Source organism: Janibacter sp. HTCC2649, from assembly GCF_000152705.1.
GTDB lineage: Bacteria > Actinomycetota > Actinomycetes > Actinomycetales > Dermatophilaceae > Knoellia.
The window spans coordinates 1,367,754-1,391,943 of sequence record NZ_CH672413.1; the positions used below are offsets into that span (position 1 = coordinate 1,367,754).

Sequence of the window (24,190 nt, forward strand, 5' to 3'; positions counted from 1 at the left end):
GCGGCCTCTGCCACAGGCGCTTTCGCAAGGGGGTCACTCGCCGGGTCACGGCGCGCCTCGGAAGCGGTCGACGGTCGAGAGGTGGCTCGCGGAGAGTGGGATCTCAAGGGGGACGACGTCTCGGGCGAACGCCGGAATGAGTGGCAGGGGCACCGTGACCCGGGCCGTGGTCTCGATGCGGGCACCGGGAGTCAGGCACGGAGACGTGGAACAGGAGACCTCGAGCGATCCCATCCCGCTGAAGCCTTGGTCAATGAAGGCGATGTCGGCCGCGGCCCTGGCCCGACTGGTGGCGTCCTGCCCGGTCGTGGTCGTCACATAGGCGCGGCCCGCTTCGCGTGCGGCCGTGGTCACGGCATACGAGCCCGCCTGAATCCTCGCGAGTGCCATGACGAGATAGACGAGGGGAACGAGCATGAGGACGCCGAGGAAGATGAACTCGATGATGGCGCTCCCCTCCTCGCTGCGCGCTCGGGCCAGGCGATCACGCCAGGTGAGGTTGCTCATCGCGACGCCCCTCACTGTCTCTCCAGAAACGCGCGTCCGGTGACATCCAGCTGCCCGTCGGGGCCGAGGAGCCCGATGACGGGGAAGGGTGCGCGGACGCGGACCTCGACGACCTGCACTCCCCCGACGACTCCCGTCCCAACCGTCACGTTGTCCGCATACTCGTCGGCCAGCGATGACTCGATGAGTTCGCGCGCCCGGACGGCGCCCATCCCCGGGTCGGCATCGGCCCGGGCACCCAGGCGCGCACCCTCGCTCGCACAGGAGATGAGGGTGTTGCGGATGTGAAGGACGAGCCCGAGCTGGAAGACCGCCATGAAGAGGAACACGACAAGCCCCGAGACCATGACGAACTCCGCCACGGCCGACCCGCGCTCGTCCCGACGGACGAGCGCGCCCATCTCAGCGGCCTGAGACCTTGCTGATGGCTCTCGTGAACAGGTTCTGCAGCTGGGTGTCAGCCACCGTCCAGATCGCGGCAACGAGTCCGGCAGTCATGAGGGTGATGAGGACCCACCCCGGGACGTCACCACGCTCGCGTCGGCGTCCTGCGTGGTCGATGACGTCCATGGCCGCGAACTGCGCTCGGACGAGGGATCGGTGGATGGTTTGCATGGTGCTGCCTTTCAGTGGTGTCACATCGTGAAGTTGAGGAAGGAAAAGCCGGGGAAGATGGCGAAGAGGACCGTGATGGGAAGCACCAGAAAGACGACCGGAATCATCATGGCGATCTCTTTCTTGCCCCCGGCCTCCATGATCGCCCGGCGCCCTTCCTCCCGCACGTCCTGCGCCTGGGCTCGCAGGACGTCCGCGAGGGGGGTGCCGCGTTCGACCGCGATGACGATGCCGTCGACAAATCGGGTGAGGCTCATGAGGCCGGTTCGGTCGGCGAGGCCGTGCAGTGCTACGGGAAGACTGGCGCCGGCGCGGGCGTCGCCGAGGCAACGACGGAGCTCGTCGGAGAGCTCCCCCCGGGAAAGCCGGCAGACTCGTTCAAGTGCACCAACGGCCCCTTCACCGGCCCCGACCGCCAGGGCCAGGAGCTCAGCGACTGTCGGAAACTCGGCAAGCATCCGCTCCTCGCGCTGGTTGGCGCGACGGCTGAGGAAGACGTCGGCAGCCACGACACCCGACGCGATCCCGATGGCGGTGAGGAGGACGACGAGGACCGGGCTCGAGCCGCGGGTGACGGCGGAGAGAGTGCCCACTGCCAACATGCCGAGGCCGCCACCCACTCCCCAGATGACCTGCTGCGCCCGGAACTTGTCGACATCGGGCGCCAAACCCGCTCGCAGGAGCCTGCGGCGCACCGAGGCCGTGCCGCCCATGACCCGCTCGACGTGCCCGGACAGCTCACCGACGATCGGCGCGAAGAGCGTCCCGATGGCACCTCTGGTCTGGGCATTCGCGGCAAGCAGGTTCGAAGGCCGCGGGGTGTCGCGAAGATAGGGCAGCACCCGGTCTGCCAGGCCCGCCTGCCGATGACGCGGCAGGCCGAACCACGCCAGGAGCAGCCCGACTCCGGTGAGAAAACCGAGGATGGCGCCCGAACGTGCGAGGTCGTTCATCGCAGCACCCGCTCGTCCTCGGGGAGGCGTCCGATGCGAACCATGACCCAGTAGGCAACTGCGGTCATGACTGCGCCAAAGAACAGGATGAGCGCCCCTGTTCCCGTCGAGTAGGCCTGCACCGACTCCGGTCTCGTCGACAGCATGGCGAGGACGATCCACGGCGCGGCCACAGCGAGCCGGGCCGCGTTGACCGTCCAGGATTGGCGGGTCTCGAGTTCGGACCGCGTCCGCGAGTCCTCGCGCAGGAACACTGACAGCGTCCTGAGGAGCCGACCGAGATCGCTCCCACCGACCTCACGCGCGATTCGCAGCGACTCGATGAGCCGGTCGGCGACGGGGTCGCTCAGCCGCTCCTTGAGCCGGTCGAGGCAGTCGTGGAAGCGCCCGGTGATGCGGTAGTCCTGCGCGAACGCCTGGAAGGCCGGCCGCAGTTCCTCGGGACCTCGCAGGCCGAGCTGCGCGACCGCCTCAGGAAGGGACATACCTGCGCGCACGGCGGAGGTGATGTTGTCGACGGCGTCGGGCCACAGGTCACGCAAACGGTTGCGCCGCTGGCGCGCTCGCATCCGCACCAAGGCATAGGGACCCCATGCGGCCATGAGGCCGAAACAGAGGCTGATCGCGGGAACGCCGACGACGGCATACACGAACAGAAACACGAGGAGGAAGGCTGCCGTGCACCCGACGAGGAGAGCGCGAGGCGTCACCGTGGGATAACCGGCCTGGACGAGCTCGTCCCTGAGGCGGCGGATCAGCTTGGGCGACTCGGACTCTCGGTCAGGGTCCTCCTCGCGCACCCAGAAGCTCCACCAGATGCAGAAGAGCCCGGTGCCGAAGAGGAGGCCGAGGACGACCCCTGTCACGCGGGCTCCTGGGCGAGCAGGGCCGGGAGGTCATATCCCGCCCGTTCGAAGCGGTCACGGTGCGGCGGGTAGCCGTCGGCGCGCACCAGTTGGCCGCCGCGCTGGACGAAGAGGTCGGCGATCTCGATGATGTCGCCCTCGACCCGTCCGGGGACCGCAGCGATCTCTCGGATGCGACGGGTGCCGTCCCGTTCGAGGGCGGCATGGATGACGATGTCGATCGACCCGGCAACGGTGGGGACGACGAACCGACTGCCGACGTTCTCCCCGGCGAGCAGTGGGAGCGTGCACATCTTCGTGATGGCCTCGCGGGCACTGTTGGCGTGAATGGTGCACATGCCCGGCAATCCGCTGTTGAGGGCGATGAGCAGGTCGAGACTCTCGGCCTGACGGACCTCGCCGACGATGATTCGCGAGGGCCTCATGCGCAGCGCCTCCTTGACGAGCCGGCGCAGCGGCACTTCCCCGGTGCCCTCGAGCGACGGCTGGCGGCACTGCATCGAGGCCACGTCGCGCATGGGGATCTTGAGTTCGAAGACCTCTTCGCAGGTGACGACCCGCTCGCGCGCAGGGATGGCCGACGCGAGGCAGTTGAGCATGGTGGTCTTGCCCGCCTGCGTTCCTCCGGCGACGAGAACGTTGAGTCCCGACGCCACAGCGGCGTCGAGGAAGGTTGCGGCCTGACGCGTCACCGTCCCCAGGCGAACGAGGTCGTCGAGGCTGTCGGCCTTGACGATGAATTTTCTGATGTTGACGTGCCAGTGCTCGCGGGTGATGTCGGGGATGACGACGTGGAGTCGGGATCCGTCGTGGAGGACGGCGTCGACAAAGGGGCTGGAGAGATCCACCCGCCGACCCGATGACTTGAGCATCCGCTCGACGAGGTCGCGCACCTCGTCCCCGGTGAGGAGAGTGGTCGTCAGTTCGGCCACTCCACCGCGAGCAACGAAGACGCGGGTCGGCTCATTGATCCAGATCTCTTCGATCGTCGGGTCATCGAAGTACTTCTGCAGCGGACCGAAGCCGGCGACGGTGTCCCACACGGACTTCTCGGCCTCGGCCACGTCGACGAGGACCGGCATACCACCATGCATCGACCGCTGGTCATAGTCGGCAACGGCGTCGCGAACCAGCCGCTGCACAGCCTTGGGATCGCGCGCGGGGTCCAGTCCGGAGCGACGGATGAGCTCCCGGACCTCGGTCTCAACAGTGCGCACGGCGTCCAACGGGACCCCTCCCCCTCAATGCTCGCGCTCGCCCTGACTGGCTTGCGCGTCGATGTGAATCTCTTTCGTCGCTGTCCCTGCACAGCCATGAAAGCAAGTTTTGCGACGACGGCCGTGGAGTTGTCCACAGGCCTTGACCAACGTGTTGACCACAGGGTAACCAGAGTGGCGCCACCTCGCCCGTCGAGCAGATCTGAGGCCTGGGCCACGCCCCTGCCTCTCAATCGCCCGGTTGCTCTCGCCGCCACCTCGATGCTCTGACAGGATCAGCGCGTGCTCAGAGTGATGGTGCGGGGTGGGGGCGTTCAACCGACGGTGCTCGGTTCGGGCGAGACCCTTCTTGTGGGGCGTGCGCCGGGCGCCGAGCTCGCCAACGCCGATGCGGAGGCCCAGCTGCGCACGACCGCCCTCGACCTGCCCGACGTGGCACCGCACGTCTCCCGCGTCGTGGCCGAGGTCGTCGTGGGTGAGGAAGTCGTGCGGTTGCGCTGGCACGGCTCGACCGAGGCCCAGCTGTCCAGCCTCTTCGACGCCCCTGGGGGCGCCCGCCGCGTCGCCCTCGGCACCGGGATGTCCGCTCTGCTCGACGAGGGCGAGAACCAGCTGCTCCTGCTGCGCGGCCTCGCCGATCCCGCCGGCGGCTTCAGCGACCTCACCCTCGAGATCGACATCGCGCAGGTGGGCGACGAGGAGCAACCCCCTCCCCCTGCGCGCGTGCACGATCCGGACTCGACCGCCACTGCACCCGCGCCGCGACTCGAGCGCTGGACCAAGGAGTGGTTCGTCGCCCTCGCCCTCGCGGAGCCGTGGCTCACCGGACTCGACGACTACCCCCGCCCCCCGTCCAACCGCGAGATCTATGAGCGCGTCCGCGAGTGGCACGGCTATGCCTGGAACCTCGAACGCCCACAACGCGTCGACGAGTCCATCCGCTCCGTTGCCGCGCTCGCCTTCGGGGCCGGCGACAACCCGTTCACCATCTCCGCCGGTCGGGTTCAGAACGTCCGGTATGCCGTCGGGTTGCGTGCCGCCGAGACCCGTCTCGTCACTGCCGCGGACCTGGCAGAGGTCAACGCCAAGGCTTCGGGACGTTCGGCCAAAAAGTAGCGAACTGTCCGTCCAGTGCCGCAGCGTCGTTGAGCCTTCCCTGAGGCCTACGCCTCTACTCCACAATGTTCCCGTGCCTCGAGGACGGCCTGGCCGATGGTCAGGGCGTCACTGGACGCTTCGAGATGAGTCGTCCAGCTGTCCCTCGTGGCGCCGAAGGAGAGACTGTGGGTCGTGGACGCCTGGACCTTCAGACGGGAGTCGCGGCGGCGGACGGTCACTGCGTTCGGCTTCTTCCGCATCATGTCGTCAAAGCCCTTCAGTCCGAAGGCAACGGCGACCGGCGACCCCTCGGTATCGCGCGTAATGACAGGTGCCTTGAAGTCCTGCTCCGACTGGCCCAGCCCCCGGAGGACGGCCTCGCCCAATTCCTCCGCGTCAGCGGCCGCCTCCAACGTTGTGGTCCACCCATTGGCGATGCCTAGAGCGCCCTCATACGAGTACGACTCGATGCCAATACGGTCGCCTAGGAAGACGACGTAAACAGCTTGAATGATCAAAGTTCGACTACCTTCACGATGACGGGTGCCTCATCTGGGTGGAGACGTGAACTCGCTTGCTCGCTCTATCGCCCTATCAAGCACCTCCTTCTGTGCAGTGGTTGCAGACCCCTCCGGGATGACGAACTCCAAGGTTCGCGCCTGCAGGAAGGTGCTATCGATATCAACACCCTGTCGTGCTGAAGCCTCAAAGTTCGTGACGGAGTCGAGGTAGCGATTCAATCTACGTTCAACCGCCCTAGGTGATTCGACGTATGAGGGCGCCGAGAGATCCATCGACTTCACAGATGTGGCCACACGCCCGTCGAATCGGTCGAAAACACGGAAGGCATATGGGAGGTTCCCGGCACGGATGGCCTCCACGATGTAGCCGCGGTCGAAAGGCCGCACCCGCCACATCTCATTGACGCTGCTCACGGAATGCTTGGCAATCAACTGCTCTGCGCGCACGAGTCCAAGCTCGGCAGCCCGCTTCATCGTCATGCCCGCCTTGCCCTCAGGCCCCGCCGCGTTCATGAGGATCTCCCGGCCCAGAAGGACACCCGCCCCAACCGATACCGAAGACGGATCCATCCCGTTCTGCCAAGCCCAGGTGTTAGTGGCTGACTTCCACGTCTCCTGTGTCACGGGACTGTTCGGCGCCCCCGACATCATCACATCACCCACGCCGATGAGGAGGCCAGCACCGAACTCGCGCTGAAGGTTGGGGTCGCGGTTCAACATCGCCAACGTGAACCAGGTATTCGAATCACTCAAGGTGTCCCAGTTCGACCCAATCAGCAGAGCACCCGGCGAAAACCCTGTGGCGAATTGGACCCCGCGCTGCCAAGCCGACTCACGTGGCGGAGAGGCGTCCGTCAAGGCCCGGGCAGCAGCGTCTCCAGCGGCCTTCACCTCTCCCCTGGCGACCTCAAGGACCCTGGCCGCCCTCTCCATCTCGGAGCCCCCGGCCCCGGTGTTCGGCTCGATGTAGACACGAACCCCCTCAGCCCGCATCTTGACGCGGAGCTTGCGAGCACTGTCCAGTGCGGCAGTCCGCTTTTCCACCCCCGTGTCGTACAGCGTGCGGGCAAACTCGGCCGACTCACGGGCCCCGACCAAGGCAGTGCGATAAGTGTCTAGGGCAGTAGCCGCCGCGCTGAACGCGTCGTCCGCAGCTCGCCACCTTCCCGTCTGCTTGAGTCGAGCGCTGTGCCAGGCCTGAAAAGCCGAGCCGGTCCACAGCGGCTCGACCGTGGCCAGTCCATGGTCAATGAGACGACATGCGGCACCCCAGGTGTCCATCACCTCGGCCGCTGTGAACAGCGTGCCAACCTCGCCGGAGATCAACTGTGCAGGGGACTTGCCCGCTGCCAGATCCGTTCGAGCGCTCACCGCCCGGCCCCCAGAATGTCCTCGGCGGCCGAATCATCCGCATCGGCGTAGGTGCGGGCGCAGAGTCGGAGGCCGTCTGCCTTCTCAGAGTTCTGCTCCGCCAAACCCTCCATCTCCGCGCTCCACGTCTCCCCGAATGCCCCAAGGGCGTGGTCCAGACTCGAGGACCCAGTGGTTTGAAGGTCCCCCAACTCCGAGAGCGCCTCACTCTTCGCGGCCGCCTCCAGCCCATCGATGGCTGCAGCGGATGCCCGGATGGTTTCTACGTCGACCTTGAAATCGAGATTTCCCATAGTTCCCCCTGAACTCGGCCTTCGACCTCACGACGGTCTGCCGACAGCCCCGCGAACGGAAGGTAAGAGTTTGGTCAGGATCGGCTTTACGCAGCCTTTACCCACTCGTCGCAGTCCTCTTCTCCGCTCTGGCCCGCGCTGCACACCCGACCATCACCTCTCTCGGCCGGGTTCAGAACGTCCGGTATGCCGTCGGGTTGCATGCCGCTGAGACCCGTCTCGTCACTGCCGCGGACCTGGCCGAGGTCAACGCAAAGGCGAGCGCACGGCATACGTCGAGGTAGTGAATTGCGCTGTGCCACAGCGTAATTGAGCGATACGAGCGTATTGCAGCCTGAACTAGGTGGAAGTTTCCACCCCTCTGGGCACAGACAGCGACACCTTTCGCTGCCTACCTTCTCCATCAACACCACTTGGGGTGAAGGAGAGGGCAATGAACTACGACCGCAGCAAGTTCTACGGGATGGACCCGGACGAGGCCGAGCACGGTTCGCGCCGGATGAACGAGGGGGCCGAGCAGGTGCGCGGCATCGTCGGCCAGGTGTCGGCATTGCTCGACTCCGTCGTCTGGCAGGGCGCTGACTCCCAGCGCTTCATGGGCGACTGGGACGGCAGCCTGCGACCCGAGCTCAACCGGGCCATGGACAACCTCCAGGGCAACGCCGACGAGCTCGCCCGTCGCGCCCAGATGCAGCGCCAGGCGAGTTCCTGATGTCCGGCTTCCAAGGTGCAGATGTCGACGGGCTCGACACCACCGCCAGCCGGATGCTCCAGGCCGCGCAGGCCTGCACGACCATCGCCACGGCTCTCGCGGCTCTCGCCACGGCCCTCGAGGCGATGTCGTGGACCGGCTTCGCCGCAGCGTTCGCGGCCTACCTTCGCGGGGTCGTCATCCCCTGGGTGAAGGCGACCGGTGCGGCGCTGCAGGCCTTCGGCAAGCTGCTCGAGCTCACGAGCAGCGACCAGAAGGCCACCAGTGGCGACACCCCCGTCATCACGACCGGCAGCGGTGGCTACACCTCCCCGCAGATGCCCCAGGTGTCGTGTGGCGACGGACCGCAGGTCGCCAGCATCACCATCAACATCACCAACGGTCAGATGGGCCAGGGCTCCGGTGTGCAGGTCGACCGGCCGGCCCTGCCTGGCTCCATCCCGGGCTCGGTCGTCAACCCCGGCGGCGGCTCGTCGGGCAGTGGCGCAGGCGCACCCGTTCCCAGCGCTCCGACACCGACCCCGATCCCGACCGGGTCAGGGTCGTCGGGCCAAGGATCGGGCTCGGTGGTCGGCCCCGGCACCATCGGCGGGTCAGCCATTCCGAGCGGCAGCGTCGGCGCTGCCTCGGGTGGTTCGGCTCCGGTCTCCGGCGCCGGGTCGACGGGGGGCGGCGGAGCCAGCGGAGGCTGGAGCGGAAACCTCGGGGTGTCGAGCCGACCGGACGGTGGCATCGACGTCGAGGGCAGCTTCCGCGGCACCATCGGCGGCGACCCTGCGTCGACCAGCACGCCAGTCGTCCCCGGCCAGGGCCACAGCTCCATCGACAGCGGCGTCACGACGGGCAAGACCCCCGGCGGAGCGCCGGGCGGGCTCAACGCCGGCCTGCTCGCGGCGCCCCTCGGCCTTGCCGGGTTGGGCGCAGCGCTCCTGGGCGCCAAGGGTGCCGGGGCCAGCGGAGCCACCGAACCGACCGGCGCGGGGACGAGCCCCGCGGCTGGCGGAACGTCCACTCCCGCGGGCACATCCCCCGCACCCACCCCGGCCCCAGCGACCGGTAGCGGCAGCCTCGACGACGAGTCGGGGTGGCGCGTGCTCGCCACCGCCGGCGCTGACGGGCAGCTCGCCCTCTCGCTCGTCGCGGACACCGACCAGGTGCCGTCGGCGCTCGACCTCGGCGGCGCGGCGGGACAGACCCCCAAGATCCTCGGCTGGCTCGACGGTGACGGCGACTACGGGTTCGTGGCCGACGACCTCGTCTTCACGACGCCCGCCGGTGAGGTCACGATCGACCACCTCACGCTCGAGGGCAGCCTCGCCGACGAACCGACCAGCGCAGCCGCTGTCCGTGGCTGGTGGGCGACCGCGCTCGCCGAGGGCACCGCCAGCACGACACCCGCACCAGTGCCCCTGCCCGCACCTGCGCTCACGCCTGCACTCGCCACCACTGCCAAGGAGTCCTGATGACTGTCACCGCCGCCTACCCGAGCATGCTCCTGCCGGCTCCCCCGCCCTTCACGATCGACGTGCCCGAAGGCTTCATCGCGCACGCGGCACCGCGGGCCCTTGCGATGCTGCGCCGGGCGGACGCTCAGGACGCGTCCACCCACCACGTCACGGTGAGCTCGGACCTCGTCCAGGCCGGAGCCACTCCTCGCGACCTGCTCGACACCCTGCTCGGTCGTCACGACGATGCGACCACTGTCGAGGAGCCGCACTTGGTGAACGGCATCGCCAGCAGCGTCATCGCGAGAACCGTTGCGGGACAACCGGTTCAGCAGAGCGTGAACGTTCACGTCATGCCCACCCGGTATGCCGGCGACGTCACCACCGCGCTGACCGTCGTGGCCACGTGGCCGCAGGACGACACCGAAGCGGGCGCCAGCGTCCGCGCCATCCAGGACTCGTTCAGCGTCACCGGCGTCTGAACGCGCACCACCGAGATTCACCACCCAGCACCACCACTTCCAGCACCACTCACATCCAGCACCACCCACACGAAAGAGAGAACACCATGTCCGCAAACATCCAGGGAATGGACACCGAGGCCGCTTTCAACCTCGTGCGCCTCATGACGAACGACGCCGACCAGATCGACACCCTCTCGCGCGGCCTCACCGTCACCCTGCAGAACACCACGTGGTTCGGCAACGACGCCAACACCTTCCGTGGCGACTGGGACGGCCAGTACGTGCCGACCCTGCAGCAGATCACCAACGCGCTGCGGGAGAACGCCACGACGCTGCAGCGTCAGGCCGAGGACCAGGTCGCGGCCTCCAGCTGACCCCCTCGGCGGGCGGCAGGGAACTCCCCTGCCGCCCGCCCCTGCGTCCCGAGACAGCACTCCTGAAGCACCATCGATCCCTCCGAGGAGACAGCAAATGTGGCGACTGAGCATCGTGCCGGCACCGGACAGCGGCTACGCCCCGTGCGACGTGGTCATCCACGCCGGACCGGAAGCCACCGTCGCCGATCTGGCGCGGGCCCTCGGACGCCACCTCGGCCACGACCGGCTCAGCACACCGCTGCTCGCGCCCACCACCGACGACCGACCGTGGCCTGCAAGCGCCGCACTCACCTCCTGCGGGTTGCGCCACGGCGCCGTCGTCCCCGTCGCCACCGTCGGCAAGGACTGGCTCGACCGACCGTCGCTGCGCCGGACGCCCACCGCCACCGCCCGGGTCGTCGCCGGGCCCGACGCCGGGCTCGAGGTGGCCGTCGAGGGCCAGTCCTTCACCGTCGGTCGATCCGCGTCGAGCACGGTCAGGCTGACCGACCCCCTCGTCTCCCGCGAGCACGCACGCGTCGTGCTCGACCCCCTGCCCGTCGTCACGGACGAGGGCTCAGCCCACGGGACGGCCGTCGGCGGGCGACCCGTCCGCCGCGCCGAGACCGCGCAGTGGGGCGAGCCGATCACGGTGGGAGACACCACGATCGTCCTCGACCGCGGAGAAGGCACCGGGGCCGCCGAAGTCTCCGTCGTCCGCCCGCCCCGCCTCGGCGACCACGTCGAGGAAGCGGAAGTGGACCTTCCCACGCCTCCGCAGACTCCACGGCCCCGGCAGATGCCGTGGACCATGGTGCTCATGCCGGTCGTCCTCGGCGCAGCAATGTTCGCGACCACCCGGAGCCGCTTCGCCCTGATGTACATCGCGGTGTGGCCGGTGATGATGCTCTCCACCCACGTCATGCAGAGCCGCCAGCAGAAGAAGGAGCACGCGGCCGAGGTCGCTGCCTGGCGCGAAGAGGTCGCGGACGTGATGTCCGGGCTCGACGAGTCCGCCGCCAGCCAGCGCCAGCAGCTCTCGCTCGACGAGCCGCGACCCGACGAGCTGCGTGGCCTCGTCGTCGCCGGCGACCAGCGCCTCTGGCAGCGCCAGCGCCGCCACGATGACCACCTGTCGATCGCCACCGGCCTCGGCCCGGTTCCCGCCCTGCGGAAGGCCAAACCCACCACAAGCGGTGACCGCGTCCTGCGCCAGGAGGTCAACACCGCCGCCACCGAGCGAGGCCTCCTTCTCGACCTCCCCGTCCGCATCCCCCTCGCGGAGCACGCCTGCGTCGCCGTGGTTGCGGCCGACTCGCAGGTCCGTCACGCCGCCCTGCGCGCCCTGCTCACCCGGCTCGCCGTCACCCACTCCCCCGCCGACGTCGCCATCGCAGCCGTCCTGTCCCCGGCCAACCGCCACGTCGAGACCTGGCTGCGCTGGCTGCCCCACACCGGTCGACGCATCGACGGCCTGCCGCCGGTGGCCATCGGCGCCGGCGAAGGCGTCACCCTGCTCCAACAGGCCGTGGTCGACACGTCGTTCGCCGGCGACCTCGTCATCGTCATCGACGAGGAGTCAGGCGTCCCTGTGCGCACCGTGGAGTCCCTCGTCGCCCAAGTGCAGGCGAACGCCGACGACGGAACGGGCGGGGCGGCATACGGCAAAACTCCCCGACCACGCATCCACGTCCTGTGGATCGGAAGCAGTGCTCGCCTGGCACCCCCGTCGAGCGGAATCGTCGTGACCCTCGATGACGACGCGTCGGTCTCGTTGAGTGATCGTGGAGGCAGCACGCCCCTCACCGCAGTTGACGGGCTAGACCTCGCCACAACGTGGCACATCGCCCGCAGCCTCAATGCCTGCCGCGACGACGCGGCCCTCGTGCCACCGGAATTCGCGATCCCCGAGCTGGTGCGACTCACCGACCTCGGCGGCGACCTGCGCGACCCCGGCGACGTCGAGGGTGTGCTCGCGAGGTGGGTCGCCGGCCGTGGCCTGCGCGCCCAACTGGGCGCCGGTGCCGATGGTGTGGTGACGATCGACCTGCGCGAGGACGGCCCGCACGGACTCGTGGCCGGCACCACCGGCTCGGGCAAGAGTGAGCTGTTGCAGAGCCTCATCTGCTCGCTCGCGATCAACAACCCACCGAGCCGGATCACCTTCCTGCTCGTGGACTACAAGGGTGGCGCGGCCTTTCGCGAGTGTGCCGACCTGCCGCACAGCGTCGGCTACATCACCGACCTCACGCCGGCCCTCGTGCAACGCGCGCTCGTCTCGCTGCACGCCGAGCTCACGACGCGCGAGCACCTGCTCGAGCGGTACGGCGCCAAGGACCTCGTCGCTCTCGAGCGCAGCCACCCCGACGTCGCGCCGCCCGCCATGTTGATCTGCATCGACGAGTTCGCGGCCCTCACGACGGAGGTGCCCGAGTTCGTCGACGGCATGGTGAGCATCGCCCAACGCGGCCGGTCGCTCGGGATGCACATGATCCTGGCGACGCAGCGCCCCGCGGGTGTGGTCACGCCCCAGATCAAGGCCAACACCGACCTCCGCATCGCCCTGCGCATCGCGTCCGACGACGACTCGCACGACGTCATCGACGCCCCGGACGCCGCGCGCCTGTCGCGTCGCACGCCCGGACGCGCGTGGGTCAAGCGCACCGGGCACGGCACGACCGAGCTGGTGCAGGTGGCCTTCGCCGGGGCCCGCGAGCGGCTGCGCGCTGCGCAGGAGCCGGTGCAGGTCGAGGCCTTCACCGCTGCCTCGACAACGGCGACCGAGGCACCCCTGGGCACCACGAGTGAGGCGACCGATCTCCACCCGCGCTCGGACCTCGACCGTCTCGTCACGACGATCGGCGACGCCTTCGCCCGCAGCGGCGTGCCTGCCCCACGCAAGCCGTGGCTGCCGGCGCTCACGGCCGACGTGCAGCTCGACGCCACGGCCGGCGTGAGCCTCACGACCGTCGACGGCATCGTCGGGGTGGAGCCGCACGACGGATCCGTCGTCGTGGGGCTGGTGGACCGGCCCTCCGACCAGACCCAGCTGCCGCTCGTCGTCGACTACGCCAAGGACGGGCACCTGCTGATCTTCGGTTCGTCGGGGTCGGGCAAGACGGAGGCACTGCGCACGATCGCCGTGAGCGCCACGGCCGGCACCCCCACGGACTCGGCGCCGCCCTACGTCTATGCGCTCGACTGCGGCGGCGGCGGACTCTCCGTCCTCACGGGCCTGCCGAGCGTGGGTTCGGTCGTCCAGGAGCAGAACCTCGACCGGTGCCTGCGGATGATCCGGATGGTGCACCGCACCGTTGCGGACCGCAACGCGACGTTGGCTGCCCATGGTGCCGCCGACATCGCCGGCCTCGCCACCATGGGTGTGGCCCTGCCCCGAGTGCACCTGCTCATCGACAACCTGCCAGCCCTCGTCGACGCCATCGAGCGTGGCGGTGCCGCGCGACGCGGACACGTCGACCAGCTCGTCCAGGTGCTGCAGGAAGGTCGTCGTTGTGGCGTGCACGTGTCCGCCACGACGCCTCAGCGGATCGGACTGCCGGCCGCGATGATGGCCTGCTTCGCCCAGCGGTTGGTGCTGCGGATGACCGTCGACGACGACTACACGATGTTGGGCGCGCCCGTCGGAGTCGTGGACCGCGACAGCGATCCCGGACGCGGCCTGCACGGCGGCCACGAGGTCCAGCTCGCGACGCTGGGTGGCGCCGGGACCCCCGTTCAGGGCGAACGTCTCGCCCTCGTGGCCGACGCAATTCAGAGCCGGTATGCCGCCCGCCCAGCTGTGGAGGTGGCCGCCATGCCGACTCGGTTGCCCATGGACGTGCTCCCGCAGGCCCAGGGATCGCGTGTCTGCCTGGCCGTCGACGCCGACGTCGTCGGTGGTGTGTGGCTCGACCTGCGAGACGGACCACTCACCGTGTTCGGGCGCACCCGGAGCGGCCGCACGAGCTTCCTGCGCGCCGTCGCGGGCCTGGCGCGGTCCTCGGAACAGCCACCCGCACGCGTCGTGCTCATCGGCCCCCGGGCCGGCGAATGGGCAGGTGACGAGGCGTTTGACCACGTGGCTAGCGACCCGGACGAGGTCGTGAGAGAGCTCGAGGCCATCGCGGGTGAGTCACGTGGGCCGGGCAAGTGGACCCTCCTCCTGATCGATGACGCCCACGAGTGGGAGCGCGGTGCCGAACAGGGAGGAAACTTCCGGGAGCTCTGTGAGCAGATCACCACTAGCATCGCGAGTGCACAGGATCGCTCCATCGCCGTGGTCCTCGCCGGTGATCCCGACGAGGCACGACAGCGTCAGCACCTTGCGGGGCCGGTCAAGGCCGCCCGCCTGGGCCGACGGGTGATGTTGCTGGCCCCCGACCTCGCGGACGGGACGCTGGCAGGCGCGATGGTGCCGGGGGCCACGCTCGAACCGACCTCCGGAATCGGACGCGGCGTCCTGTGCACGGCAGGAACGGTGCAGGTGGTCCAGGTGGCCACCGCGCCGGAGTCAGATGCATTGATGGGGAGCTGAAATGGCACGCACACGCTGGCAGGGTCTGGCCGGAGCATGGAGTGGCACTCTCGGGCGCGCCTGGGAGAAGGGCGCGGTCGAGGTCGGCGCGGTCGCCGTCGCGGCGTCCCTGCTCGTGGGCGCCGTGGCCGGTCAGGGCCTGGCGACCGTGGCCCTCGACGTCGCCGACGGGGTCACCTGGCTCCCCGACGACGCCAGCGGCCAGATCGTCGAGATCAACCCGAGCACCGGACAGCCCCAGACCCGTCTCCAGCTGGCCGGAACCGGCAGCTCCCTGCAGATCAGCCAGCGCGACGGACGCCTGCTCGTCATGGACGGCAAGACGGGGCAGATCAGCTCGGTCAACCTCGCGACGCTCCTCGCCAGCGGGCGCCGGGCCGGCGCCCCCGTTGGCAACTCGAAACTGCTCGTCGGCACCGGTCGCGTCTACCTCGTCGACCTCAGCACCGGTTCCCTGCGCCGGGTCGACCCGATCACCCTCACCGACCTGGGCAACGAGCTCAAGCTCGGCCCGCTCGCCGACGCCGTCGTCGACGGACGAGGCACGGTGTGGTTGGCCCAGGCCGACGGCGAGGTCGTCTCGGTGCGATGGTCCGACGAGGCCGACCGGTTCGTCGGCCAGGAGCACCAGAAGGTCGCCGGGAGCGGTCCGAGCGCGCGCCTCGTGGCGCACCCCAGCGGCGTGACCGTCTTCGGCTCCGACGGTGGGGTCGTCGTGCAGGTCGGCACCGACAAGGACGTCGCCGTCCCCCTGCCCGCACTTCAGGGTGAGGTCCAGGCTGCGGCCGAGTCGCCGCGCGACCTCGTGGCAGCCGCCCTGCCCGACACCGGCGCTGTCGTCATGCTCAGCCAGGGCAAGCTCCTCGACCTCGCCGTGGGTGCGCTCGGCTGCTCCGCTCCCCAACGCCCGATCATCTTCGGCGGCCGGGTCTATGTGCCCTGCGCCAACGCCGGCCGCGTCCTGGTCCTTGGCCCCGACGGACGGCGAGCGGCACCCGACATCCTGACCGAGGACCGCCGCACCCCCACCCTGGTCATCGACGACGGTCGGCTCGTCGTCTCGTCGCCGGGCGCCGCCACGGGCGTCGTCGTCGACAACCAGGGCAACACCCGCACGGTGAAGCTCAAGGACGACAGCGTTCCGGTGCGACGCGTCGACACGCCCCCGCCGCCGCCGGTCGTGCCCGCCGTGCCCCCCGTCCTGCGACCGGACCCGCCGGCTCCGACCCGAACCGAGCAGCCACGCCCGTCCACCACCCCCGGCAACAAGCCATCCACCTCACCGTCCGGCCGGGGCCCGAACCAGTCAGGACCTGGTAACAGCAACAGCAACAGCAACGGCAACGGGCAGGGCAACGGCAACGGCTCCCCGCCCGGCACCACGACCGGGCCCCGACCTGTCTCGGCCGTGGTGGCGTCTGCCCGGGCCGACGGTGTCGTCGTCGTGTCGTGGTCGCCGACCCTGCCTTCGGAGGCCGTCGACAGCTACACCATTCGACCTGTCGGAGGCGGCGTCGGCACCGCGGCCTCGGCGGGAGCCACGAGCGTCCAGGTGTCCGGTCTGGCCGCCGGCACGACTGTGTCCTTCGTCGTCATCTCGACGGCGAACGGTCGCTCCGCCACGTCGGTGATGAGCAACCCGGTCACCGTGGCCGGTGGCGGTCCCGGGACACCCACCCCCGCCCCGACCACAGCGGCGCCGACTCCCACGCCCACGGTGACGACTCCCCGGCCGACCACGACGACACCGCCGCCCACGACACCTCCGCCCCCTCCGCCAGCCACGACACCGCCGCCGACCACGACGACGCCGCCACCCACGACTCCGCCCCCGCCACCGCCACCGGACACGAGCGAGGTGCCAGCCTCCGGCGGAGCGGTGATCACCTCGATCTACCAGGACGGCTACGCGCTCGGCGACAACGTCTACGCCACCCTCGGTGGTGCGTGGGCCTCGCACAAGGGATCGTGCGTCGTCATCAAGCAGCTCAACTCCCTCACCCCCACGACGGCGGCCCTCCCCAACTGCGGCTCGCAAACGGTGACCGTCGGACGCGTGGCTCGCGTGGGCAAGACGCTCAAGGTGACCATCCGGGCCACGAGCGAGGACGGGAGCCGCACTTCGGACTCGGCTCAGGAGGCGTACTTCATCGAGCCCGACCAGACCTCGTGCCTGTCGGCACCGGCGTCCTTCTCGGGCAACGCCAATGATGAGTACCTCCAGGTGTTCGCGCCGGCGCTACCTCCGTGTGGCTGCCCCACCGAACCCGGGACCATGTGCCCCGTGAGCCCGGTGTCCACTGCACCCGAGGACCCGGCCAAGGCACCCGTTGACGGCCGCTACACCTGGGCCGGACTCCTCTTCGGCGGCGCCGCCCTGCTGCGCACCCTGCGTCTGCGCGGTCGCAAGAACGACGGCGACACGGACCCGGAAACGGGCCACACGGCATACCCCACATTCACGTCAGACCCAGCCCGACGGCCAGGCGAAGGAACGCACCGATGACGACCACCACCGGCAGCTCGCCGATGACCGAGGCGCAGGTCGCCGCCTTCCGCCAGCTCCACTCCAAGGTGGTCGACGCGGTCGAGTCCGCCGTGCACGGCAAGCGCGGCGTCGTCGAGCTCGTCGTGATGACGATGTTCGCCGGCGGCCACGTGCTGCTCGAGGACGTGCCGGGCACGGGCAAGACGACCCTGGCACGCGCCGTCGCCGGCGCCCTGGGCGGGAAGTCCAGCCGGGTGCAGTTCACACCCGACCTGCTCCCGAGCGACGTCACCGGGACGACGATCTACGACCCGCGCACGGGTGAGGTGAGCTTTCGTGAGGGTCCCGTCTTCAGCCACGTCGTGCTCGCCGACGAGATCAACCGGGCGGCGGCCAAGACCCAGTCGGCCCTCCTCGAGGTCATGGAGGAGCACACGGTCACGGTCGACGGAGTGCCTCACCCCGTGCCGAACCCGTTCCTCGTCGTCGCGACCCAGAACCCGGTCGACCTCGACGGGACCTATCGGCTGCCCGAGGCGCAGCTCGACCGGTTCATGATCCGCACGAGCATCGGCTACCCCGACAGCGAGTTCGAGATCGGCGTCCTGCGGCCGGGCACGACAGCGGGCAACGTCGGCGCGGTGCAGACCGTCACCGATCCCGAGACCGTCGCCGGACACACGGCCGACCTGGCCCGACTGCACGTGGCCGACGAGATCCTGCACTACGTGCGTGCGCTCGGTGCGGCCACTCGCAGCGACACCCGGCTGCGGATGGGCGCGAGCACCCGTGGACTGCGTTCTCTGGTGCGCGCCGCCCAGGTGCATGCGGCCGCGCAGGGCCGCCACTTCGTCGTGCCCAGCGACGTCCAGCGACTCGCCGGACCGGTCCTGTCACACCGCGTCATCGTCCAGCGCGACGTCGCCGTGGGCGGAGTCACCGGCGCACGAGTCATCGCCGAGATCGTCGACGCCACAGCCGTCCCGCGCCCGAGCGCTGGGTGACCTGAGCGTGTCCGCCTCATCGCGCGAGGTGACTCGCGTGCGGCCCACTGTCCGTGGGGTCGTCGCGGTGATCACCGGCGCGGTGCTCCTCGTTGCCGGCATGTGGGCCGGCTACCCGACGGTGCGCGGCCTCGGGGCGGGGTTCCTCGTGCTCGTGCTCGTGAGCCTTGTCAGTGTCCTGCTTCCACTCCCCCTGTCCGTCGACCGGGTCGTTTCCCCGTCGCGGGTGTCGCGCGGCGATGCCTGCGAAGGGCAGCTGACGGTGCACAACGGCTCGGCCCGCTTCGGGACGAGCCTCGACGCCACCGACTGGGTGAGCGGCGGAGACACCTCCGTCGAGGTGCCGGTCGACGTGCCCTGGCTGCCTGCCGGCGAGTCGCGCACAGTGGCGTTCCCGCTGCCCACCGCTCGTGTTGGTCGCCTCACCATCGGACCAATGGCCCTGCGGCGCAACGGATTTGGCGGTCTGTGGCTGCGCGCAGGCCAAGTCGGAGACACCCGGGACCTCCTCGTCACGCCGAGGCTCCTGCCGTGCCATGGCGTGCCCACCGGCGTGACCCGTGGACACGTCGGCGCCGACGAACGGGTCGAGCGCGGCGGCACCGACCTCACCGGGCTGCGCGAATACGTCCCCGGTGACGACCTGCGCCGACTCCACTGGGCGACGACGGCCCGCACCGGCACGCTCATGATCCGCGAGGACAGTGATCCGTCGCGCGCCCACCTCACCGTCCTCGTCGACGACACCCCCGCGGCCCTCGTCGCCGACGGTGATCTCGACGAGATGGCCGACGTGGCTGCCAGCATCCTGCGGGCCGCCGTCGCAGCAGGGCACCCCTGTCGCCTCACCTCGGCCCGCGGCGGCATCGACATCGACCTGGCAGCCGGAATCGGCATCGCCGTCAACCCGGCAGCCGTCCTCGAACCGGCCCTCGTCGCCCTGTGCGACCTCGCGTCTCAGCCCCCGTCGACAACGGGGTCACCACCTGCACTGCACGACACCGACGTACTCGCAGTGGTGGGCAGCCGACACAGCGACCGCTCCCGACTCGCCACCCTCGCCGGCTCCCTCCGTCCCACCCTGCTGCTCATCGATCCGACTGCGACACAGGGCATTTCGTGGTCCGCAGGTGCAGCGACCCTCAGCGGTGCGCGCGCCACGGACGTCCTCGCCGCGTGGGACTCGGTGACGTCATGACCCGGGCCATCGTCGTGCGGGTGGTCTGGGCCGGCGCCCTCGTCGCCCTCGCCTCCACGGTCTTTTCTCCGGCGTATGCCGGCCGCACCCTTGCGCTCCCGGCGACCGTTCCGATGTCGCTGGGTGCCGTCCTGCTCGCGGCGATTCTGGCCCTCGCGACAGCCCGCCTGAGGCTTCCCCGATGGACCGTCGCCCTCGCTGTGACAGTGCTGACCTCGGTCGCCCTCTCGCTCGTCGTCCCCAATGTTCTCGACGCCCTCCCGCGCCTGCTGACCGCCCCGCGCCCTGCTCCAGCGACCCCTGAGACGCTGGCGCCCGTCGTGGCCGTCGTCTTCGTCGCCGCCGTCGTGGCGTGTCTCGCCGAGGTACGACCCCGGGCCACCGCGGCGGCCGTGGCGCCTGCCGCAGCTGGCCTGATCTATCTGCTGGCAGCGCTGCTCACGGCGGGGAGGACCGACTCCCATGGCCTCGTGGCTCTGGCGCTCGTCCTGGTGACCGCGGTGGGGTGGATCCTGCTCCCCCGCGACGCCCCGGCGTCCGCGGCCGGCGGATCCGTCTCTGCGCGACGGCCCCTGCGCGCCACCGTCACGGCCCTGGTCGCCTCGGTCGCAACTGCGCTGCTCGTCGCACCTCTGGCCGGGCTGGGGTCCGTGCGGCCGGATGCCTTCGACCCCCGTTCCCTCGTCACCACTCCCCGTCAGGACACGCAGGTGCTCAGCCCGCTGCCCATGCTCGGCGTGTGGGCCGACCAGACCGACCTTCCCCTCATCGAGGTGACCGGACGACCTCCCGCTCGCCTCACGCTGGCCGTTCTCCCCGACTTCGAAGGGGCCTCGTGGTCGAACAACGGACGCTTCACGGTGCCCGGTGCTGCACCCGTGGCCGACCTGCCGACGGGCCCGAGCACGCTGGCCTATGACCTGCGCGTTCGCGTGATTGCCCTCAGCGGTGGCTGGGTGCCCTCGGCGGGCAGCCCCACGGCGATCGACCTCGATGAGGTGCGAGTCGATGCCGACTCCGGTGCCGTCGTGGCGCTGAAGGGCCTGCGCGAGGACCAGCGCTACCACCTCGCCGGGCAGGTCGCCGCTGCCGATGATGCGGTCCTTGCCGGCGCGGCCGTGCCCGCAGCCGATGTGGCGAGTCGCTATCTGCGGACCCCTCAGATGCCTGCTGCGTTCGCCACCTATGCGCGAAGTGGCGTGGCCAGGGCCACGACCCGGCTCGAACAGGCCGTCGCCCTCGAGGAGCTCGTGCGGTCCGGGCGCAGGTTCAGCCCCAAGGCCCCCAGTGGGTCGTCCTACGCCCACCTCGAGCAGTTCCTCTTCCCGGCCGCCGGATCGTCGGTGGGCACCAGCGAGCAGTTCGCCGCGTCCTACGTCCTCCTCGCGCGGTCGGTGGGGCTCCCCTCCCGCCTCGTCGTGGGGCTTCAGCTCCCCGAGGGCGCGACCACACCGGTGACCCTCACCGGCGGCACGGTGCAGGCCTGGCCCGAGGTCTACTTCTCCGGGGTCGGCTGGGTGCCCTTCGACCCGACGCCGACGCAAGAGGGAAGCGCGCGCAGCGCCCCCCGTCAGCAGGTGCTCGATCGCCTCGGCGAATCGGCCGACGCCGACGATGAGAACGGCGACGACACGGTCAACCCCAACGCGCAGCGGGGCCCGGAGAGCCGCCTCAGCGAACTCTCCACCCAGGATCGGGCCCTCCTGGTCAGTGGCGCCGTCGTCCTGATCGCCCTGCTGCTCGTCATCGCCCTGGGCATCGCTCGGCAGCGCCGACGAGTGCGGCTGCGTCGGATGGGTGCCATCGGCGCCTGGCAACAGCAGATCGATGCACTCGTCCTGGCCGGCACGCCGCCTGCTCCCCCAGAGTCGGCGACGGTGATCGCGGGGCGCGTGGCCGGCGAACACCCCAGCGTGGCCGAATCGGCAGGCGAGCTGCTCGTGCGAGCCGAGCACGCGGCATACGCACCCGAAGGGTCCTCGATCACGGATGGTGACGACTCCTGGCAGCAGGCCGTCGCGATCACCACCGCGATCCGACGGGCGGCGCCCTGGTGGCGGCGGGCGATCTGGTGGTGCGACCCGCGGGTCCTGCGTCGCGGACGTCCACGCGGCTGAACGACACCTCGCGTGCCCACGACTCAGTCGCGCTGGCGGCAGACCTTGCGACTGGCGCCGGAGTCCTGAACGCCTGACTGCACGACGATCGCTGCGACCTGGAAGCAGACTTCGCGAGCCGTTGGGTCGATGCCTTCCACCGTGGTGCTCGTGGTGCCCGACGCAACCTGCTGGACGGCCTTGTTGGCATCGGTCGTGGCGTCGACGATGACGAAGGTCGCGGCGCCCTTGGTCGGGTCGGTCCAGCGCAGCAGCACAGAGGATCCCCGGTCCTCGATCTGCACGTCGGCGGGCGCCAGCTTGGGGTTGCCGATGTCGTAGGGCTTGGCCGTGACGGTGGCTCCGGTCGGCGTGCCGGAAGCCGTCGGAACCGGCGCCGCCTTCGTGGGGGTCGACGCGTTGCCCACGGGATCCTCGGAGGACCCGGCGACCTTGACGAGCACACCGACGGTCAGGCCGACGAGCACGGCCACGGCGATGACGGCGATGAGTCGGCGCAGCGTTCTCGCCCGCGGTTCGTCCTCTTCGGCCGCGGCCTGCGTGTCGGCCTGCGGGACGAGTCCGGTGGGTTCGGCGTCGGCCTGGCTGGCCCCATGCGACGGGGTCGGGTCGAAGTGCGCCACCGCGGAGGTGGAGGGAGCCACAGCGGCGACGAGGGTCTCTGGTGTGGAAACCGGAGGCGTGGGGTCGGGCACGGAAGGCACGGGAGGTTCGGGCGCGACCGGGGTCGGGGTGGGCGCCGGCGGTGTGGGCGTCGGCGCGGCGTCCTGACCCGTCGAGACGACCGGTGCGCCCCCGGGCTGCCACGCCCACTGCTCCCCGGCCAGCGCCGCGACCTCATGACGAAGGTGCGCCATCGACGGACGCTGCTCAGGTGCCGGCGCCAGGCAGGCGTCGACGAGCGCGGCCAGTCGAGCAGGCAGGTCGTCACGGCGCAGGGCTCGACGCTCGCCCCGGCGCACCCGCCCCAGGTAGGCGAGCGCGGTGTCGTCGGCAGGGTCCTCCGCGCCGAAAGGAGCCCGCCCGTCGAGCAGCGTGAACAGGGTCGACCCGAGCGACCAGATGTCGTCGGCCTCGGTGGGCGGCACGCCGTCGAGAACCTGCGGTGAGGCATGGCGGTACGAGAAGCGTTCGAGCGACGCGGTGTGTCCCGCGTCGGCCATGCGCGCAATGCCGAAGTCGGCGAGGACGTACGACGTGGGCAGGACCAGCACGTTCTGGGGCTTGACGTCGCGGTGGAGGATGCCTTGGCTGTGCGCGAAGTCCAGAGCGTCAGCCACGGCAGCGGCCGCCTTGATGACGTCGGTGACGGGCAGCGGTCCCGTCGCGACGAGTCGATCGTGCAGCGACCCGAGCTCGTGGTACTCCATGACGATCGCGGCGCGCCCGTCGGATGTCGTCCCGGTGTCGATCACCGTGACGATGTGCGGGTGCTGACGGCCCAGGCCGAGAGTGATCTCGAGCTCGCGGGTGAAGCGGGCACCGCCCGAGGTCTCGGCGATGTCGACCGTCTTGACGGCGACGAGGCGGTCGAGGGCGTTCTGGCGGGCCCGGTAGACGACGCTGTCACCGCCGCGGGCAATCTCGACGAAGTCGCTGTAGCCGGGCAGCCCCATCCCCGGGTCAGCCGCCGACGGCGTGGGAGGTGCCCACGCACTGTCTGGCACGTTCGCGCCCGCGTCCCCCTCAGTCATGACCACATCATGCACTGGGAGGTGGTCACGTCTGCTCACTCACGGCATACATGGCAGGGAGTTCGTGTCGTAGTTTGACGTCCATGGCGCGACCACCGCAGCTCACCACATCCGACGACGCCGGCTGACCGGCGATGGGCAAGTTCGTGTCACGGCCGTTGGTGCTGCTGCCCCTCGGCGTCGCACTGCTGCTCGCCGGGCTGCTCACGGGCCTCAACAGCGTCGGCGCGTGGCGATGGGGCAGCGTGCTCGACGACCAACGCTTCTGCGGCGCCGACCATCAGGGCATGTGCCTCGTCCGTGAGGACGTCACGATCGACGGACCGCGCAACACGTGGCGCAGCGCCGGAGACGACTGGGACCTGCGACCGACCTCGGGTCGCGCCCACGAGGTCTCCCTCCCCGACGGCGACTCCGACGCGCTCGACGACGCCCAGGTGCACGACGGCGCGATGCTCTCGCAGCCCGACGGTGACGTCGTGGGCGTCGAGGTGGACGGCGCATGATCGGCACGACGTCCGTGGGTGCCTACGGCGCGCTCCAGCTCGTCGGCCTGGGGTTGCTCGTCACCAGCCTGGGAGCGGGGATGGTGCTCGCGGCCCGTCGGATGCGCCGCGCGACCGGGTCGTGGGTCGAGCACGAGCCCCTGCAGAAGCACGGTTCGGCCGCGTTGGCGCTGCCGATCGTCCTGGGCTTCGTCCTGTGGGTGCTGCCGCGCTTCATCTGGTGAGCCGCGC

Annotated in this window: 22 protein-coding genes; 12 read left to right on the forward strand and 10 right to left on the reverse strand. The window is 70.0% G+C overall.

The window, feature by feature from the left end; all coding sequences use genetic code 11:
• Positions 1 to 45 precede the first annotated feature (45 nt).
• Genes JNB_RS06510 through JNB_RS06535 form a run of 6 tightly spaced genes read right to left on the reverse strand, consistent with a single transcriptional unit; the run spans position 46 to position 4,167 of the window.
• Complete coding sequence (locus tag JNB_RS06510; protein WP_009775630.1) at positions 46 to 507, reverse strand: TadE/TadG family type IV pilus assembly protein; 462 nt, start codon at positions 505 to 507, stop codon at positions 46 to 48.
• Positions 508 to 518: 11 nt separating this feature from the next.
• Entirely contained in the window at positions 519 to 908 is a 390-nt protein-coding gene (locus JNB_RS06515) for a TadE/TadG family type IV pilus assembly protein (RefSeq protein ID WP_009775631.1), read from the reverse strand.
• Between the two features lies 1 nt (position 909).
• Positions 910 to 1,122, reverse strand: coding sequence for a hypothetical protein (locus JNB_RS06520; RefSeq protein WP_009775632.1), 213 nt, complete (start codon positions 1,120 to 1,122; stop codon positions 910 to 912).
• Positions 1,123 to 1,142: 20 nt separating this feature from the next.
• Positions 1,143 to 2,075: a type II secretion system F family protein gene (locus JNB_RS06525; protein WP_009775633.1), complete on the reverse strand. Its 933-nt coding sequence runs from the start codon at positions 2,073 to 2,075 to the stop codon at positions 1,143 to 1,145.
• Entirely contained in the window at positions 2,072 to 2,941 is an 870-nt protein-coding gene (locus tag JNB_RS06530; RefSeq protein ID WP_009775634.1) for a type II secretion system F family protein, read from the reverse strand. The genes JNB_RS06525 and JNB_RS06530 overlap by 4 nt, the downstream gene beginning before the upstream one ends.
• Positions 2,938 to 4,167 (reverse strand): CpaF family protein, encoded by a 1,230-nt coding sequence (locus JNB_RS06535; RefSeq protein WP_009775635.1) that lies wholly within the window; start codon positions 4,165 to 4,167, stop codon positions 2,938 to 2,940. Before JNB_RS06535 ends, JNB_RS06530 begins: the two co-directional genes overlap by 4 nt.
• Before the next feature lie 273 nt (positions 4,168 to 4,440).
• Here JNB_RS06535 and JNB_RS06540 point away from each other — a divergent pair, with 273 nt between their 5' ends.
• Positions 4,441 to 5,274: a hypothetical protein gene (locus JNB_RS06540; RefSeq protein WP_148232338.1), complete on the forward strand. Its 834-nt coding sequence runs from the start codon at positions 4,441 to 4,443 to the stop codon at positions 5,272 to 5,274.
• A gap of 47 nt (positions 5,275 to 5,321) precedes the next feature.
• On the opposite strand, the gene JNB_RS06545 is transcribed toward JNB_RS06540, so the two are convergent.
• From JNB_RS06545 to JNB_RS06555, 3 genes are read right to left on the reverse strand one after another with little or no spacing between them, the layout of a single operon-like run.
• Complete coding sequence (locus JNB_RS06545) at positions 5,322 to 5,774, reverse strand: hypothetical protein (RefSeq protein WP_009775637.1); 453 nt, start codon at positions 5,772 to 5,774, stop codon at positions 5,322 to 5,324.
• Positions 5,775 to 5,804: 30 nt separating this feature from the next.
• Entirely contained in the window at positions 5,805 to 7,148 is a 1,344-nt protein-coding gene (locus tag JNB_RS06550; RefSeq protein WP_009775638.1) for a putative T7SS-secreted protein, read from the reverse strand.
• Positions 7,145 to 7,441, reverse strand: a complete 297-nt coding sequence (locus tag JNB_RS06555; RefSeq protein WP_009775639.1) for a hypothetical protein — start codon at positions 7,439 to 7,441, stop codon at positions 7,145 to 7,147. Before JNB_RS06555 ends, JNB_RS06550 begins: the two co-directional genes overlap by 4 nt.
• Before the next feature lie 433 nt (positions 7,442 to 7,874).
• Here JNB_RS06555 and JNB_RS06560 point away from each other — a divergent pair, with 433 nt between their 5' ends.
• From JNB_RS06560 to JNB_RS06600, 9 genes are all read left to right on the forward strand, one after another.
• Positions 7,875 to 8,153 carry a WXG100 family type VII secretion target gene (locus tag JNB_RS06560; RefSeq protein WP_009775641.1) on the forward strand — a complete coding sequence of 93 codons (279 nt, stop codon included), beginning with the start codon at positions 7,875 to 7,877 and terminating at the stop codon, positions 8,151 to 8,153.
• Complete coding sequence (locus tag JNB_RS06565; protein ID WP_009775642.1) at positions 8,153 to 9,616, forward strand: hypothetical protein; 1,464 nt, start codon at positions 8,153 to 8,155, stop codon at positions 9,614 to 9,616. Before JNB_RS06560 ends, JNB_RS06565 begins: the two co-directional genes overlap by 1 nt.
• Positions 9,616 to 10,080 (forward strand): hypothetical protein, encoded by a 465-nt coding sequence (locus tag JNB_RS06570; protein WP_009775643.1) that lies wholly within the window; start codon positions 9,616 to 9,618, stop codon positions 10,078 to 10,080. Before JNB_RS06565 ends, JNB_RS06570 begins: the two co-directional genes overlap by 1 nt.
• A gap of 86 nt (positions 10,081 to 10,166) precedes the next feature.
• Positions 10,167 to 10,436 carry a hypothetical protein gene (locus tag JNB_RS06575; RefSeq protein WP_148232339.1) on the forward strand — a complete coding sequence of 90 codons (270 nt, stop codon included), beginning with the start codon at positions 10,167 to 10,169 and terminating at the stop codon, positions 10,434 to 10,436.
• A gap of 97 nt (positions 10,437 to 10,533) precedes the next feature.
• On the forward strand, positions 10,534 to 14,952 hold the full coding sequence (locus JNB_RS06580; protein WP_009775645.1) for an FtsK/SpoIIIE domain-containing protein: 4,419 nt from the start codon (positions 10,534 to 10,536) through the stop codon (positions 14,950 to 14,952).
• A 1-nt stretch (position 14,953) separates the two neighbouring features.
• The gene (locus tag JNB_RS21650; protein ID WP_009775646.1) at positions 14,954 to 17,458 is read left to right on the forward strand and encodes a fibronectin type III domain-containing protein; all 2,505 of its coding nucleotides are present in this window, start codon (positions 14,954 to 14,956) and stop codon (positions 17,456 to 17,458) included.
• The gene (locus JNB_RS06590) at positions 17,455 to 18,444 is read left to right on the forward strand and encodes a MoxR family ATPase (RefSeq protein WP_009775647.1); all 990 of its coding nucleotides are present in this window, start codon (positions 17,455 to 17,457) and stop codon (positions 18,442 to 18,444) included. The genes JNB_RS21650 and JNB_RS06590 overlap by 4 nt, the downstream gene beginning before the upstream one ends.
• A gap of 37 nt (positions 18,445 to 18,481) precedes the next feature.
• On the forward strand, positions 18,482 to 19,642 hold the full coding sequence (locus tag JNB_RS06595) for a DUF58 domain-containing protein (protein WP_050766587.1): 1,161 nt from the start codon (positions 18,482 to 18,484) through the stop codon (positions 19,640 to 19,642).
• The gene (locus tag JNB_RS06600; protein ID WP_009775649.1) at positions 19,639 to 21,759 is read left to right on the forward strand and encodes a transglutaminase-like domain-containing protein; all 2,121 of its coding nucleotides are present in this window, start codon (positions 19,639 to 19,641) and stop codon (positions 21,757 to 21,759) included. The genes JNB_RS06595 and JNB_RS06600 overlap by 4 nt, the downstream gene beginning before the upstream one ends.
• Positions 21,760 to 21,782: 23 nt before the next feature.
• Here the strand turns inward: JNB_RS06600 and JNB_RS20345 are convergent, their stop codons facing one another.
• Positions 21,783 to 23,453 (reverse strand): serine/threonine-protein kinase, encoded by a 1,671-nt coding sequence (locus JNB_RS20345; protein ID WP_083784421.1) that lies wholly within the window; start codon positions 23,451 to 23,453, stop codon positions 21,783 to 21,785.
• Between the two features lie 134 nt (positions 23,454 to 23,587).
• Here JNB_RS20345 and JNB_RS20350 point away from each other — a divergent pair, with 134 nt between their 5' ends.
• Complete coding sequence (locus tag JNB_RS20350) at positions 23,588 to 23,959, forward strand: hypothetical protein (RefSeq protein WP_009775651.1); 372 nt, start codon at positions 23,588 to 23,590, stop codon at positions 23,957 to 23,959.
• Positions 23,956 to 24,183 (forward strand): hypothetical protein, encoded by a 228-nt coding sequence (locus JNB_RS20355; protein WP_009775652.1) that lies wholly within the window; start codon positions 23,956 to 23,958, stop codon positions 24,181 to 24,183. Before JNB_RS20350 ends, JNB_RS20355 begins: the two co-directional genes overlap by 4 nt.
• Positions 24,184 to 24,190: the final 7 nt, after the last annotated feature.

Coding starts and splice junctions, on each gene's coding strand:
- JNB_RS06580 (WP_009775645.1), top strand. CDS start 10,534: ATGTGGCGACTGAGCATCGTGCCGGCACCGGACAGCGGCTACGCCCCG.
- JNB_RS06525 (WP_009775633.1), bottom strand. CDS start 2,075: ATGAACGACCTCGCACGTTCGGGCGCCATCCTCGGTTTTCTCACCGGA.
- JNB_RS06515 (WP_009775631.1), bottom strand. CDS start 908: ATGGGCGCGCTCGTCCGTCGGGACGAGCGCGGGTCGGCCGTGGCGGAG.
- JNB_RS06575 (WP_148232339.1), top strand. CDS start 10,167: ATGTCCGCAAACATCCAGGGAATGGACACCGAGGCCGCTTTCAACCTC.
- JNB_RS06565 (WP_009775642.1), top strand. CDS start 8,153: ATGTCCGGCTTCCAAGGTGCAGATGTCGACGGGCTCGACACCACCGCC.
- JNB_RS21650 (WP_009775646.1), top strand. CDS start 14,954: ATGGCACGCACACGCTGGCAGGGTCTGGCCGGAGCATGGAGTGGCACT.
- JNB_RS06520 (WP_009775632.1), bottom strand. CDS start 1,122: ATGCAAACCATCCACCGATCCCTCGTCCGAGCGCAGTTCGCGGCCATG.
- JNB_RS06590 (WP_009775647.1), top strand. CDS start 17,455: ATGACGACCACCACCGGCAGCTCGCCGATGACCGAGGCGCAGGTCGCC.
- JNB_RS20350 (WP_009775651.1), top strand. CDS start 23,588: ATGGGCAAGTTCGTGTCACGGCCGTTGGTGCTGCTGCCCCTCGGCGTC.
- JNB_RS06510 (WP_009775630.1), bottom strand. CDS start 507: ATGAGCAACCTCACCTGGCGTGATCGCCTGGCCCGAGCGCGCAGCGAG.
- JNB_RS06560 (WP_009775641.1), top strand. CDS start 7,875: ATGAACTACGACCGCAGCAAGTTCTACGGGATGGACCCGGACGAGGCC.
- JNB_RS20345 (WP_083784421.1), bottom strand. CDS start 23,453: ATGACTGAGGGGGACGCGGGCGCGAACGTGCCAGACAGTGCGTGGGCA.
- JNB_RS20355 (WP_009775652.1), top strand. CDS start 23,956: ATGATCGGCACGACGTCCGTGGGTGCCTACGGCGCGCTCCAGCTCGTC.
- JNB_RS06600 (WP_009775649.1), top strand. CDS start 19,639: ATGACCCGGGCCATCGTCGTGCGGGTGGTCTGGGCCGGCGCCCTCGTC.
- JNB_RS06570 (WP_009775643.1), top strand. CDS start 9,616: ATGACTGTCACCGCCGCCTACCCGAGCATGCTCCTGCCGGCTCCCCCG.
- JNB_RS06555 (WP_009775639.1), bottom strand. CDS start 7,441: ATGGGAAATCTCGATTTCAAGGTCGACGTAGAAACCATCCGGGCATCC.